The following is a 14,834-nucleotide window of genomic DNA, read 5'->3' on the forward strand; positions in this document are numbered from 1 at the left end:
CAAATATGATGATTTGGTCGATATAAGTTATAAATGCATATGCATAAGCCAGAAATACATTCAAGGAGCCAATTAAATATGAAAATCGAACTTATTGTCTTTTATGTGGCGGGTCAGCCTTATGCGATTAACTTTAATGAAATTGATGAGATTCAACCGGCCAAAAAAGGAACACCATTGCCGTTTGCAGAAGACTGGCATGAAGGATTGATCACGGTTCGTGGTTCCCTTTATCCACTCGTAAATCTGCGGAAGCTGCTCGCCGTGTCTTATGACAGTCCCAAAGAAACCGATAAAATGATTCTGCTGCGTCGCTCCCGTGTTGCCCTGCTGGTCGATGAACTTGATAATACTGCTATTATTGATGAATCTGATCTGCGCGAGAATCCGGAAGTGAACAGCCGTGATATTCTGCCAAATGCTTTTGAATCGAATGGCAACATCGTGCCTATCGTAAACGTTGAAATTCTGCTGTCTTACACACGCAATTCCTACGTATAATCCTTTGTTATCCGATAATTGTCATTTACAAAAGCTCTGTCTGATTTTAGGCAGGGCTTTTTGTGATAGATGAACAAAGGTGGACTAACCAATTGAATATCGTCACAAATAGATATGTATAAGGCAGCGTAATATTATTGTTTCTGATAAATAGAAAAAACGAGAGCTGCTCATTAAATCGCAAATATATATACCATCCGCTGATTTGTGCGATATGTGTGTTATCTATAGATATAAGAATAGATAGAAGACATATTGGATTAGAAAGAAGCCTTGGCATGACAAAATCCTGTCATATAACGTATACTAAAAGAATTGTCTCATAGATAGTACAGTAACTAAGCTTATGCCACTATAGTCCGAATACAATGACATGCTGCAGAAAAAACGTTCAGCATAGCACTGAAACGATAGAAAGGATTATTAATTATGAAATGGTATCACCTGTTTACAAGCCGGAACGTACGATTCTGGCGAATCAATAAATTGGCTGTACTGGTATTGGGTAGCGCCCTGGTGCTCAGTGCCTGTTCGTCCGATCTGTCTTCTACTGAGAAGAGTACTAACGCAGCTGCTGCACAGGAAAATACAGCATCCGAAGCGAACGAAAACAACGTGTCCGCAACAGCTGGATCGAGTCCATCCGTGTCTGCTGCTGTAAATGCAGCGAATATTGATTATATATTTACTTCACAGGGACAAGATGGAGAACAAATGGTACTGAAGACGATCAATAATGCCCAGCAGTCTATTGATCTGGCAATGTATAATTTATCGCGTGGTTCTATTGTCAAAGCGCTTGCCAAAGCAGCAGAGCGCGGCGTGCAGGTACGAATTATCAGCGATCAGTCCAAAGTCAATCTGGACGATTTGCAGCGATTGGTGGATGCAGGGGTACCGATTAGAATCAATACGTTTGAAGGCAAAATGCATGAGAAACTAATGCTGGTAGATGGAGAAACAGCGCTTGTAGGTTCCTTCAATTATACCCGTGCTTCCAGCGAAGAGAATGATGAAGTACTGCTGGCTATTCATGATGCAGCGTTGACCGGTCAATGGAATACGATTTTCACAAAAATGTGGGACGATCAGGAGCGTTATCGGGAATGGAAAGGAAATTGACCTGCAGCTTGTTGCGATTGACTAGAATAAAATAATCTGTAAAATCATAACAAAAGTCAGCAAAATAGCATGGATTCCAAGACTGTCCCGTCCGGGGCAGTCTTGTTCATTTTATCCGCAAATATAAGAGAGCAATGCAAGCTTTATTTGTGATAAAATACGAAATAATCTTTAGCGAACACACTGTATTTTGGAAAAGGTTCACAGTCGGTACATAATAGCGAAGGAGTGTGGAATATGCGCGTGGAAGATGTATTCGGATATTTGCCGGTATTGGAGACGGAGCGGCTACTGCTGCGTCCGGTAACAAAGGAAGATCGGGAAGATATGTACCAATATGGATCAGACTCGGAACTCACGCGTTATGTGACCTGGCATACGCATCAGACAATTGACGATGCGGATAATTTTATTGAATATTTGCTGAGTACGTATGCCGAAGGACAAGTTGCGCCCTGGGCTATTCAGGATAAAGAGTCCGGACGAATGATTGGAACCGCAGGTTATATCGACTGGAATATCAGGCAGTTTCGCGCAGAAGTAGGTTATGTACTGGCACGTCCGTATTGGAATCGGGGCTATATGACCGAAGCCATGGAAGCTATTCTGCAATTTGGCCGGGAGCAGATGAAGCTGATGCGAATCGAAGCACGCTGTATGCCGGAAAATATCGGTTCCGGCCGGGTGCTGGAGAAACTGGGTATGCAGTACGAGGGTCTTTTGCGCAAACATCTGTATGCCAAAGGCAGATTTCATGATGTTAAGCTCTATGCCGGGATAACACATGAATAAGCATCATTGGATAGATCAACCAGTTCTTATCTGTGCGGTATATTTAAGGCTAGATCATGGCTGACGGACCATTAATCCTTCTGCACAAAGGCGATTATGAGGAGACTGTTCTACAGCTATTGGGTCTATCTATGGGGAATCCGTATCGTACAGAACAGGTCTATGCACAATATAGATTGGGTGATCCTTTTCATTTATATGGATGGGTGCAGGCAGAGCGGCTTGCCGGAATGATGGGTATCCATGTTCACAGTTCGGTTGTGCACGAGATTGCTCACTTGTCAGTAATGCCTGATGAACAGCATGTAGGAATCGGCAGGCAAATGATACAGGCTTACCACAGGGATTATCCTCATATTCAGCTGTTTGCAGAGACGGACAAGGAAGCTGTTGGGTTTTATCGACGTAGTGGATTTGTTATAAGCAGTCTGGGAGAAAAGTATCCTGGTGTCGAGAGATTTCATTGTAGCCGATCTGTCGAGTATTGATTGTTGGCATGTACTTTTTTGAAGACAGGAGTGTCAAATATGTTACCTGATCCATCTGCTTCATCTCAGCCTCCATCTTCGACCTCGTCTGTACCGGAGGTCAAGATGGAGTTCTATCATCCGGGGCATCTGGAAGCATTGAAGAAATTTGAACTGCCGGCAGAACAGCATCGTTTTACAGCTCTGCCGGTAGAAGTGCTTGAACGGGCTTTGACCGATCCTGATCGCTATCCGGTAGTCATTACTGCTGCCGGGCAAGCGGTGGGGTTCTTTATTTTACATATCGGCAGCGGTATTGGATCTTACCGATCTTACACCAGTACCTCCTTACCGGAACTTATGCTTATTCGGGCATTGTTGATCGATTATCACCAGCAGAGACGTGGATATGCGGGACAGGCAATGCGCCAGCTACCGGATTGGGTAAGGCAGCATTTTCCGAAGATCCGAGAACTCATTTTGGCTGTTAACGTAAAAAATGAACCGGCCCAGCAGCTGTATATTCATAGCGGATTTGTCGATCATGGAATGCGCCGACAAGGAATTGTCGGACTGCAATGGATTATGCATTATAGTTTATAATTTGATAGGACGGGGAGATATTGATCATGACGATGACGATCCAATTTGAGCCGATACAGGAACAGCATGTACCGGAAGTTTTAGCCATTTACAATTATTATGTGCTGAATACAACAGTATCTTTTCATACTGAACCGTTATCCCTGGAACAGATGCGGGCGCAGCTGATGAATGTACCGGCTCATTACAAATCCTATATTATTCGCAGTGGAGAAGCTTCTGCTGATATTGCCGGTTATATACTGGTGACTCCGCACAAAAACAAGCAGGCCTATGATACAACGGCAGAAGTCACCGTTTATCTTCATCCGGACCAGACCGGTCAGGGTCTGGGCAGTCAGGCGCTTTGCTTTCTGGAAGAAGCCGCTGCCGAGAGTGGATTCCATGTGCTGGTTGCTACCGTATGTACAGAGAACATAAACAGTATCCGTTTGTTTGAACGTCATGGGTATGAGAAATGCGCCCATTTTCGGCAGATCGGACGTAAATTTGATCGCTGGCTCGATATTGCCAGCTACCAGAAAATCATGAAAGAATAAAAGGATGGACGATAGAGGAGGCTTCATATGTCAGGCATTTTGATCGTAGAAGACGAACATAAAATATCCCGGCTGCTGCAGATCGAGCTAGAGGCAGAAGGGTATGAAGTGTCTCAGGCTTATAACGGTGCCCAGGCCTGGGATATGTATCGCGAGGACAGTTGGGATCTCATCCTGCTGGATGTTATGCTGCCGGAGATGAGTGGTATCGAGATTCTGCGTCGTATACGCACCAATGATCCGTCAACCATGGTCATTTTATTGACAGCCAAGGATTCTGTAGAAGACAAAGTATCCGGGCTGGATCTCGGAGCCAATGATTATGTGACCAAGCCATTTCAGATTGAAGAACTGCTGGCACGTATTCGCGCCGCACTTCGTTTGCGTGAACAACAGCAGGCAGCAGCTATACCGGAAGATGCCGGGTGGCTCTCGGCCGGGGAACTTCGCCTGAATGAAGGTACTCGTGAAGTGGAGCGAAATGGTCATTCTATCGAGCTGACCCCCAGAGAATTCGATCTGCTGGCTTATTTGCTGCGTAATCAGCGTCAGGTACTGAACCGGGACCAGATTCTGGCTGGAGTCTGGGGCTATGATTACTATGGGGATACCAATGTAGTGGATGTGTACATACGCTATGTCCGCAAAAAGGTGGACGAAGGATATGATCGTGAATTGATTCATACGGTTCGCGGTGTAGGATATGTACTTCGTGATAACACATGAAGCTGCGTACCAAGATTCATCTGTACTCATCCGTATTATTTGCCCTGTTGTTTCTGACCACCAATCTGATTGTCTATATTGTATTCAGTACAATGACGCTTCAACAGCAGCAGAGCCGGATCGAGTCGCAGACAAACAAAACTGCGGATAACATGCGCCAGTCATCGGTAGATACGCCTGCTGCCGATTTGCTACGAGCTTATGTTCCGGTAGAAGGGATGATTTGGATCGTACGCGAGACAGGCAGCAATACACTGCTCGTGACATCAGCCGATCAACAGCAGCTAGCTAAGCGCCCTGTACAATATCTGCAAGAACGTACAGCAGAGATTATTACCTATGAGCAGCAGCGTTATGTATTTGTATCGGTACCTGTAATCTGGAATGACGGACAGGTTATCAATATTCAGATCACCGAGAGTCTACGCCAGACCGGTGAATACCTGCGTGCTCTGCGGATTGTACTGTTGATCGTAACCGGGCTGGCGATGATTCCGGTATTTCTGTCTGGTCATGTGCTTGGGCGGATTATTATTCGTCCGATAGCTGCGATTACGGCTACAATGCGGGATATTCGTCGAAGCGGACAGTTTCAACGGTTAACCATGCCGTCAGCTTCCAGCGATGAACTTTATGAGATGAGCGCCACGTTTAATAGCATGATGGATCTGCTGGAAAGTAATTATGATAAGCAAAAGCAATTTGTCTCCAATGCTTCGCATGAACTGCGTACACCGCTGACGATTATCGAGAGCTATGCCAGTTTGTTAAAACGCCGTGGCATGGATCGTCCTGAACTATTTGCGGAATCAGTAGAAGCTATCCATTCCGAAGCCGTTCGTATGAAGGAAATGACCGAGCAGCTGCTGATGCTGGCAAGACACGAAGAACAGTGGAATCTGACAGTAGAGCCAGTTGATCTGCTGGAACAGGCACAGCAGCTTGCCAGAGAGTTTGATACAGCCTACCATCGCCGGATCGAGATTCGGGTAGATCCACAGCTGGAGCAGCAGCCGGACCTGCTTTCTGTCCAGACCGATGCAGGCAAGCTGCGTCAGATGATGTTTATTTTGCTGGATAATGCACGCAAGTACAGCGTGGATGATATCACTATCGAACTGTCTCTTGATCATACGCCGCGTCAGCAAGGCACCTCAGGCAAGCGTCAGCATACGGCAGCCGTCACTTCCAACCGATGTATCAAAATTATCGATTATGGAATCGGTATACCGACAGCCGAGCTGGATAAAGTGTTCGACCGGTTCTACCGGGTGGACGAAGCGAGGGTTCGTCAGGACACGGGTGGTTCAGGCCTCGGCCTGACTCTTGCCCGGCGAATCGCCGAAGCATTGGGTGCTTCGATTCGTCTGGAAAGTGTTGCTGGACAAGGAACGAGTGCTATTTTGACTTTGCCGGAAGCGCCGACCTCGATGCCTTCTTTCTCAGCGAATTCTAATTGAACCTCTGTATACTGGAAAGAAATATATACGATTGGACCAGCTGTGGATTCATGATAGCAAAGTTACAGCATACGTATTGAATTCATAGAGTCGTCAAACGATATACAAGGGACAATTATGCAGGGAGGAACAGACATGATCAAACGTCGCTGGTGGCTCACAGGAGGAGTAGCCGCAAGTATTATTATATTGTGTGTAGGTGTCCTGATCTGGAGAACATGGCTGCAGACATCGCCGGCACTCACGGTGGAAGAAGTCAACCAACGGGTATTGGCAGAATATCCGGGAGAAATTACTCGCTTAATCCAGCAGGGAAATACGTACAGCATCCGGCTGCAGTCGGAACAGGGTATCTATGATATGGTGCTGGGGGCACAAAATGGAGATATCCAGTCTATTAAGCGTGTGGATAGTGCATCGTCAGCGAACAATACTTCCACGAGCCAGCATTCAACGGGCACGGCTGCGACCGATAAAAATAACAATAACCACAACAATCCGTCTTCGTCATCACCGAATCCGGAGCCTTCTGACCAGCAGCAAAATCCATCCACTTCATCGTCTGCGGTTTCATCAGACCATCATTCATCTGGCAATGAACCCAATCCAGCCGATACATCCCAAAGTAATCAATCTTCCCAATCTGGAAACGTATCCCCATCAGGGGTGATCAGCGCAGAAAAAGCCGAGCAAATCGCGCTGCGACAGGTACAGGGAACAGTCGATGATACCGACTATGAACATGGGGACAAGCAGGGGCAGCGCTATTATCTGGTAGAGATTGATACAGCCGATGATCGCGAAGCTACGGTACAGATCAACGCTATTTCTGGTGAAGTCATGTCGGTTACCTGGGATGATGCTGACGAACCGGAGTCATAATTTGAGTATCTATTTGATCAGAAGGGCTTCTCATCAAATTCTAATGTTGCTGTAATCTTCGTCTCATTCGGGAACTTTATAGTATAAGCATACCCGATAAACAGCACACCATATGAGGAGGAGTTACTTATGATGAACAAAAAAGTTGGAATTAGCGTACTTACTGCAGCCATTACCCTGGGAACAGCAGGCAGCGTATTTGCTGCTACAAGCGGTGGCACATCGAATAATCAGAACAATCTAAATAATGTCATCGGTATACAAAAAGCAGAAACGATTGCTCTGCAAAAAGTACCAGGCGGTACAGTGGAAAGTATCGAACTGGATCGTGAGCGCGGTCAGCTGTATTATGAAGTCGATGTCGATCGTCCGCAAGCAGCTGATGTGGACGTGCATATTAACGCACTGAATGGCAGTGTTATTCGTACCGTTACCGATGATAATGACGACAACGAAGCGACCATCCGTGAACGTCAAAATGTGAATAATGCCAATCTGAAAGTGAAAACCAACGAACAGGCTGCACAAATCGCCAAAGTTCAGGTGAGCGGTACCGTTACCGGTATTGAGCGCGATGAAGAGGATGGACGAATTCAGTATGAGGTTGACCTGCGCATCACGGGCGGCGAAGCTACTGTAGAGATTGATGCGGCTACCGGCAAAGTAACTACAGTCGACAAGGATTTTGATAATGATGAGGATGACAACGATAACGATTAATACGAAGTCAGAGTATAGTACGAAGTAGTACTGTCTGCTATTATAGCAAAAATTGCTTGTATAAATAGAGACCGGCCTAAAATGGTAGAATACTATCATTTCAGGCCGGTCTTTTTGCTGCTTTCTCCTCTGTATTTAGAAGGGCTGCCGGGCTATAATCAATTCCACCATTTGAATCTTCATCCACATTATGTGAAAATAAATGATTAAGAAGGTAAGAAATTAATTAATAGATAGATAAAGCAATATCAAAAAAGGCGTTTTCGCAGGACGTACCAAAAGGAGAAGAAAAAAATGCATAAAATTAGCAGACAAAAAACTATTGAAGGCACTACGATCCCCGGTTTTATCAGTAATGGAGAATACATGTATATCAATGTGCATATTTTTGAAGATGGTATGGTCAACTGCTGGGAATTGGTCGATATGCAAGGATTATCCCAGAAGATCGAACTGGGCTGGCTTACGGCATCTGTACCGGAACGCGAATCTATTCTAGTGTTTGATCTGGGAAGCTTCCGTGTACTGGGAGGAAAATGGAATTATGACCAGGATGGCTATTATGAGCGTATCGTTAATATCCTGCATGATCTGAATCCTTCCATGACCAATATTTATAAAATGACGCTGGAGGAAAAGATGAAAATGGAACAGCGCCGGATTATTCCATTGGCTGAACCGGAAGATTTTTATGTACCGTCGGAGGAAGATTATACACCGGTACGTGGAGATGGCAGCTTTATCTTTATGCGACGGGAACAGCAGAATTATCTTGTTTATCTGACGGTCTATCAAGATGGACGGATCAAGTGTGAAAGTACAGTGTTCGAGGAGATATTTCATATTCATGAACTGCATGATCTGTTTATGGAAGGCGTCTTTTTTACGGAAATTCATACTCCGCTGCGAGTTGTATTTGATCATCTGGGAGAAGCAGATATAGTAAGTCATGGATATGCGGTTAATATCGAGCAGAAATATGACCAGCTCCAGGCTATTTATAGACGTCTTAATCAAAAACAAGACAGCAAAGAATAGGGTGCTGGATCTGTATATGGGTGTGATTCCTATGTGCAGATATCCTGCTGTACCATAATCTTCATATAGCAAATACCCCCATCTGCTAAGCAAATGAGGGAATAGGACGAGATTCGATTATTTCAGTGAATGATGTTCTAGCAGATCGTGACGATTGCGCAGTTCCAGGTGAAAGCGGATGCTCTCCAGCAGTAGCGGGTTATGTTCCTGCTCGGCTTCTTCCATACGTACTTCTTTGATGGAATCGGAACTGCATAGAAATTGGGTCATCCACAGGGATAGATCAGTATCCTTTTTCATGATGTAACCCTCCTCAATATAGAGTAAAAGCATTAACCAGATAGTTCAATACAATATAATAAAAAGGTAAGCGGCAGATGTGGGCTGGACGTGTTTGCCTGATCTGTATACCTATTGTATCGTCCTTTGTTTAATAAAATGTGATGTTCACCTTAAAATTACATTAAATTCAGAAATTTATACATACGCTTGGATACAAAGCGTACTTGTAGCAACAATCAATAATCGACTGTAAAGTACAATTCAAAAAGCCGGGCGATTACGCTGTCCAGAGGTTGGAGAGCATAACGACACGGCTTTGTTGTGTGCTTACTAATACAGTCGACTTACCTTACGCACAGAAAGGGCACTGAAGATAAAGAGACCGAATCAATTGCGCGAAGGAGCGAACATTGAAGATTGACGCAGAATCAGACGATGCGGCACAATATGACGCTGATGCACCAGTTTGTCAGGGTCCTTTTCCTGAATCGCCTGAATCAATGCCTGGGAAGCGGTATATCCCAGATGATAAATGCCGATATCCACACTGCTCAGCGGGGGAGTCGACAGCTCGGAGAGAGCGATATTATTAAAGCTCACGATTGCGATATCCTCAGGTACCTTATATCCTAGCTCATGCAGTCCACGCAGGATACCAAAGCTAACGATATCATCGACAACGACCAATGCGGTAGGACGCTCCGGCAGATTCATGAAAAAGGACATCGCCCGGTAGCCGCTCTCCTGCAAAAATTCGCCTTCGACAATCCAGTCTTTGTGAAACTCCAGATTGGCTTCATTGAGCGCCATCTTGAATCCTTCCATTCGGTCAAGCGAGACGACGAGTTCGGGAGGACCACTCACAAAACCGATACGCTGATGGCCCATCTGGATGAGATGACGCGTTGCATCGGCAGCAGCCTGCACATTATCCGTATCTACAGAAATAATATTTTTATGCTGCTCACTGCGTCCGACGAGAACAGCAGGAAAATGATTTCGGCTGAGAAAATCGACAACCGGATCATTTTTACGGGAATAGAGCAGGATAGCTCCATCGATCCGTCCACCGTATACGAGACGCGATACCGCCTCGACCTCTTCCTGCTCACTGGAACCGGAGCTGAGGACCACATCGTAGCCACTGCGATTGGCCTGAGCGACAATACCGCGAATTAGCTCCATAAAAAAGGTATTCAGAAATAATTCTTCCGCAGGCTTGGGCAGAATCACGCCCAGACTGTGAGTCGTTTTGGATACGAGGCTCTTGGCCATAATATTGGGATGATAGCCCATTTCCAGCATAATGGCTTTTACTTTTTCGGAAGTGGCGTGACTGATTCGCGGATGATTGGATAATACACGCGAAACGGTAGAAGGAGATACGCCCGCCTTTTTGGCGACATCTTTGATCGTAACTGACATATGTACCTCCAGGATTAAAATGTATGATCAGACAGAATCATTCTGTCCAACAAAGCAAAACAACAAGCAGAATCCCTGTTATGCAGCGGCAAGTACAAAAGGATGCCGTTCAGGGTAATGAATCCGCCAGGCGGAAATACAGGAGCGAACAAGCATGAATCCATGATGTATATTTCGTCTAACCGATGTGTATCTATGGTAATCGAAATCGCGCTATCATGTAAACTGTAAAATTAACAGATCAGGCAGCAGCTGTAAAATTCCAATAAAATGCATGAGAAGAAGAAATATTAAGCATACTCTATATAATGTACCATAAATGACGGAAAATAGCCCAAAATCATCTGTGCAAACGTTTTAACTAATAAAAGATTTGAGTTATGATGAATTTGCTTAATAAAGCGCTTTCTAAAAGCAATATGTAGTAAATTACAGATTGCAGTACATAGGTACAGCTAAATAAGAGGAGAAACGCTGTAACTTGAACAAACGTTTGCACATACATAGTATTATTATGCACACCGGCAGGCACTTTCCTGAACTGCACATAGACAAGCAGGGAGGGAACCGTATTATCATTTGCATAATCCTCTTATGAACCGTGCATGGAAAGCGCTCACAAGCTAATACGGAGCGGAAGGATGAAGAAGATATGTCACGTAAACGGAACTGGGGAATATTGAGCTCTATTCTGATCATGATGCTGCTGGTATCGGCGTGTGGAGGACCAAGTGGTACAGGAGCAGGGCAAACAGCCGATCCTGCCGCTGGTGCTGGAGAAGAAATGCAGGAGATGAAACCGGAAGATGGTGCCAAGCTGACGGTATGGGATAGTGGCGATCAAAAAGCATTTATCGAAGAAGCAGCCAAAGCATTCAAGGAAAAATATAATGTGGATGTTACTTTTGCCGAGTTGGGACCGGATAAATCGATGGTGCAAATGGTGACCGATGGTCCGGCAGGTGTAGGTGCCGACGTGTTCGCAGGTGTACACGACCAGATCGGTCAGGGTGTATCTGCAGGCGTACTGATGCCTAACGACTGGTTCGAGGAAGATACACGTGGTCGTAACAGTGAGCTGGCTGTGAAGGCGCTTACCTATGAGAATATTCTGTACGGATATCCCAAATCGGTAGAGACAACAGCTGTTTTTTATAATAAGGATCTGATCAAGGAAGTACCGCAGGACTGGAAAGGCGTAGTGGACTTTGCCAATACATTCAATGATACCAAAGCCAACAAGTTCGCGATTATGTGGGAAGTCGGCAATGGCTATTATGTATTCCCGTTCCTGGGTGGATATGGAGCTTACCTGTTTGGTAAAGAAGGTACGGATGCAACCGATATCGGTATGAACAATGAGCAAGCGGTAGAAGGTGCCAAGTTTATCCAGAGCCTCAACAAAATCCTGCCGCTCAAAACATCCGATATCAATGCGGATATCAAGAAATCCCTGTTTACCTCAAACAAACTGGCTATGAATATCAGCGGACCATGGGATACCGGCTCACTCAAGGAATCGGTGAAAAACCTGGGTGTAGGTATGTATCCGAACCTGCCTAATGGCAAGCCAATGACGCCATTCTCTGGTGTCAAAGCTTACTTTGTTAATGCATATACCAAATATCCAAATGCATCCAAAATGTTCGCGGACTTTATCACTTCGGAAGAGTGGCAGGTCAAGAACTTTGAGATGAACGGTGCGCTTCCAGCCAATACCAAGGCTGCTGCGAGCGAAACGGTACAGAGCGATCCGATCGCATCCGTATTCCTGAAGCAGTTCGAGAATTCTGTACCAATGCCATCAATCCCTGCTACAGCACAATTCTGGTCACCGATGGAAGCAGCGATGTCTTCGATCTGGAATGACAACAAAGATCCAAAAGCAGCTCTGGATAATATGGTTAAGCAAATGAAGAGTAATATCCAGACAGGACAATAAGAATGAATAAAGCTATCGCCGATCATAATCGAGCTGCAGGTATGGGGAATGCCGGCATAGCGGCTCTGCTGTCCGCTATATTCATGGGTCTGGGTCAGATGTACAACCGTCAATGGACAAAAGGCATTATCTTTTTAGTTGCCGAGCTGGTCAGTCTGTATCTGATTGTTACCAGTCTGGCATATAATCTGTGGGGGCTGGTCACACTGGGTGAACAGCCTGCCCATATGGAGAAAATCGGTCGTTTGTACCGCAATGTACCTGGAGATCATTCCATTTTCATGATGATCTATGGTCTGGTAGCATTGCTGTATATCGGACTGCTGGTATGTTTTTATATTGCCAATATCAAGGATGCTTATCGTATTGGCAAGCGCCGTGAACGCAGGGAAAAAGTGAATAGTTTCCGTGAAACCTGGCGTTTGCTTGGTAATCAGGGATTTCCGTATGTACTGCTGACGCTGCCTGCAATTGGTGTGCTCGTATTTACGATTTTGCCGATTATCTTTATGGTGTTAATGGCATTTACCAACTATTCGGCACCGGATCATATCCCGCCGAAAAGTCTGGTGGATTGGGTAGGGCTGCGTACCTTTACCAATCTGGTTACGCTGGAAGCCTGGAGTCATACCTTTGTAGGAGTATTTACATGGACGATTATCTGGGCCGTTGTAGCGACGGTAACGACTTATTTTGGCGGGATTCTGGTAGCGCTGCTAATAGAACAGCGCGGTATCAAATTCAAAGGATTCTGGCGTACGCTGTTTATTCTGCCTTATGCAATTCCGCAGTTTATCTCGCTGCTCGTTATGCGTAATCTGCTGAATTACCAGTTTGGACCGGTAAACCAGTATTTGCGTATGATGGGGTTTGGCGGGGTACCTTGGCTAAATGATCCGTTCTGGGCCAAAGTAACCGTTATTCTGGTCAATATGTGGATTGGTATTCCGGTATCGATGATTCTGGTACTGGGCGTACTGACCGCCATTCCGCGTGATCTGTATGAAGCAGCAGAAGTAGATGGAGCGACCGGATTCCAGAAGTTCCGCAATATCACGATGCCGTTTGTCCTGTTCCAGACTGCACCGATTCTGATTATGCAGTTTGCCGGGAATATCAATAACTTTAACGTGATCTTCCTGCTCACGAATGGTCTTCCAGCTAATGGAGACTATGCGTATGCAGGCAGTACCGATCTGCTCGTCACCTGGCTGTACAAGCTGACACTGGATAATCAGCGTTATAACTTTGCCTCGGCGATCGGAATTATTATTTTCATCATTATTGCGGCATTCTCGCTGTACAATTACCGCCGAAGCCGTTCCTTCAAAGAGGAGGATATGATCCAATGAAGCAAAAAAGACGCCTCAATCTGGCGCTTAGCTATGTACTGCTCGTGCTGATCGCGCTGGTCTGTATCTATCCCGCGCTGTGGATTATTCTGTCTTCGTTCAAAGTCGGTGACTCCCTGTACAGCGAGACGCTGATTCCGACCCAACTGACACTTGAGCATTATATGGATCTGTTCCGTTCACAATCGGACAAAGATCTGCCTTATCTAAAATGGTATTGGAACACGCTCAAAATCGCTGTAACCAGTATGGTGCTGGGTACACTACTGCAGGTTCTGACAGCTTATGCGATGTCCCGTTTCCGGTTCAAAGGCAGACAGACCATGATGTCGATCATTCTGATTCTGGGGTGTTTCCGGGGTTCATGAGTATGATCGCTGTCTATGTAATTCTGCTGCAGATGAATCTGCTGAACTCGCCATGGGCGCTTATACTGGTGTATACATCTGGCGCTGCACTGGGGATGTTCGTAGCCAAAGGTTTCTTTGATACGATTCCACGGGCGCTTGAAGAATCAGCTCTGCTCGATGGTGCGAGTCATTCACAGATTTTCCGGCTGATTATTTTGCCACTGTCGACACCGATTATGACGTACATCGCCATAACGACTTTTACCGCTGCTTGGGTTGATTTTATTTTCGCCCGGCTGATCCTGCGCTCCCGTGAAAACTGGACACTGGCGGTAGGACTGTACGAACTGGTGAGCAGTTATTCCAGTACGGAATTTACACTGTTTGCAGCTGGTTCGGTGCTGGTCGCTCTGCCGATTACACTGCTGTACATGTTCCTGCAGCGCTTCCTGGTACATGGACTGACAGCTGGTGCAACAAAAGGATAATCGTAAAACATCGAAATAAGAAGAATATGCCCAAATAATGCTGCTTCGTATAAAAGTATAATAGGATGCAGCAAACAAAGAAGAGACCGTTACGTACAGGTCTCTTCTTTGTTTGTACAGATTTAAATAGTAAAAAAGAAATCGA

General features: G+C 45.4%; 15 protein-coding genes and 1 pseudogene. 14 read left to right on the forward strand and 2 right to left on the reverse strand.

Annotation, left to right across the window (positions count from 1 at the left end; translation table 11 throughout):
* Positions 1–78: 78 nt before the first annotated feature.
* The 11 genes from AR543_RS12900 to AR543_RS12950 all read left to right on the forward strand — a co-directional run bounded on the left by AR543_RS12900 (position 79) and on the right by AR543_RS12950 (position 8,850).
* Positions 79–501: a chemotaxis protein CheW gene (locus AR543_RS12900; protein ID WP_060534908.1), complete on the forward strand. Its 423-nt coding sequence runs from the start codon at positions 79–81 to the stop codon at positions 499–501.
* Positions 502–930: 429 nt separating this feature from the next.
* Positions 931–1,623, forward strand: coding sequence for a phospholipase D-like domain-containing protein (locus tag AR543_RS12905; RefSeq protein ID WP_060534909.1), 693 nt, complete (start codon positions 931–933; stop codon positions 1,621–1,623).
* Between the two features lie 237 nt (positions 1,624–1,860).
* A complete protein-coding gene (locus AR543_RS12910; RefSeq protein WP_060534910.1) occupies positions 1,861–2,415 on the forward strand; it encodes a GNAT family N-acetyltransferase in 555 nt (184 codons plus the stop codon).
* Between the two features lie 56 nt (positions 2,416–2,471).
* Positions 2,472–2,903 carry a GNAT family N-acetyltransferase gene (locus AR543_RS12915; RefSeq protein WP_064505583.1) on the forward strand — a complete coding sequence of 144 codons (432 nt, stop codon included), beginning with the start codon at positions 2,472–2,474 and terminating at the stop codon, positions 2,901–2,903.
* A 39-nt stretch (positions 2,904–2,942) separates the two neighbouring features.
* The gene (locus AR543_RS12920) at positions 2,943–3,485 is read left to right on the forward strand and encodes a GNAT family N-acetyltransferase (protein ID WP_060534912.1); all 543 of its coding nucleotides are present in this window, start codon (positions 2,943–2,945) and stop codon (positions 3,483–3,485) included.
* A gap of 26 nt (positions 3,486–3,511) precedes the next feature.
* Positions 3,512–4,024: a GNAT family N-acetyltransferase gene (locus tag AR543_RS12925; protein WP_060534913.1), complete on the forward strand. Its 513-nt coding sequence runs from the start codon at positions 3,512–3,514 to the stop codon at positions 4,022–4,024.
* Between the two features lie 27 nt (positions 4,025–4,051).
* Positions 4,052–4,750 carry a response regulator transcription factor gene (locus tag AR543_RS12930; protein WP_060534914.1) on the forward strand — a complete coding sequence of 233 codons (699 nt, stop codon included), beginning with the start codon at positions 4,052–4,054 and terminating at the stop codon, positions 4,748–4,750.
* Positions 4,747–6,210 carry a sensor histidine kinase gene (locus AR543_RS12935; protein ID WP_060534915.1) on the forward strand — a complete coding sequence of 488 codons (1,464 nt, stop codon included), beginning with the start codon at positions 4,747–4,749 and terminating at the stop codon, positions 6,208–6,210. The genes AR543_RS12930 and AR543_RS12935 overlap by 4 nt, the downstream gene beginning before the upstream one ends.
* Before the next feature lie 135 nt (positions 6,211–6,345).
* A complete protein-coding gene (locus AR543_RS12940) occupies positions 6,346–7,092 on the forward strand; it encodes a PepSY domain-containing protein (RefSeq protein ID WP_060534916.1) in 747 nt (248 codons plus the stop codon).
* A gap of 129 nt (positions 7,093–7,221) precedes the next feature.
* Positions 7,222–7,812 (forward strand): PepSY domain-containing protein, encoded by a 591-nt coding sequence (locus tag AR543_RS12945; RefSeq protein WP_060534917.1) that lies wholly within the window; start codon positions 7,222–7,224, stop codon positions 7,810–7,812.
* Positions 7,813–8,106: 294 nt separating this feature from the next.
* A complete protein-coding gene (locus tag AR543_RS12950; RefSeq protein WP_060534918.1) occupies positions 8,107–8,850 on the forward strand; it encodes a DUF7638 domain-containing protein in 744 nt (247 codons plus the stop codon).
* 117 nt (positions 8,851–8,967) lie between these two features.
* Here the strand turns inward: AR543_RS12950 and AR543_RS12955 are convergent, their stop codons facing one another.
* Both AR543_RS12955 and AR543_RS12960 read right to left on the reverse strand, forming a co-directional pair.
* A complete protein-coding gene (locus AR543_RS12955; protein ID WP_060534919.1) occupies positions 8,968–9,150 on the reverse strand; it encodes a hypothetical protein in 183 nt (60 codons plus the stop codon).
* Positions 9,151–9,519: 369 nt separating this feature from the next.
* Entirely contained in the window at positions 9,520–10,557 is a 1,038-nt protein-coding gene (locus tag AR543_RS12960) for a LacI family DNA-binding transcriptional regulator (RefSeq protein ID WP_060534920.1), read from the reverse strand.
* Positions 10,558–11,209: 652 nt separating this feature from the next.
* Between AR543_RS12960 and AR543_RS12965 the strand changes: the two genes are divergently transcribed.
* The 3 genes and pseudogenes from AR543_RS12965 to AR543_RS12975 all read left to right on the forward strand — a co-directional run bounded on the left by AR543_RS12965 (position 11,210) and on the right by AR543_RS12975 (position 14,689).
* Positions 11,210–12,499, forward strand: a complete 1,290-nt coding sequence (locus AR543_RS12965) for a sugar ABC transporter substrate-binding protein (RefSeq protein WP_060534921.1) — start codon at positions 11,210–11,212, stop codon at positions 12,497–12,499.
* Positions 12,500–12,501: 2 nt separating this feature from the next.
* Entirely contained in the window at positions 12,502–13,851 is a 1,350-nt protein-coding gene (locus AR543_RS12970) for a carbohydrate ABC transporter permease (RefSeq protein ID WP_174703741.1), read from the forward strand.
* Positions 13,848–14,689, forward strand: a pseudogene (locus AR543_RS12975) (sugar ABC transporter permease). The gene AR543_RS12970 and the pseudogene AR543_RS12975 overlap by 4 nt, the downstream one beginning before the upstream one ends.
* Positions 14,690–14,834 lie beyond the last annotated feature (145 nt).

This window comes from Paenibacillus bovis (assembly GCF_001421015.2).
Classification (GTDB): Bacteria; Bacillota; Bacilli; order Paenibacillales; family Paenibacillaceae; genus Saccharibacillus; species Saccharibacillus bovis.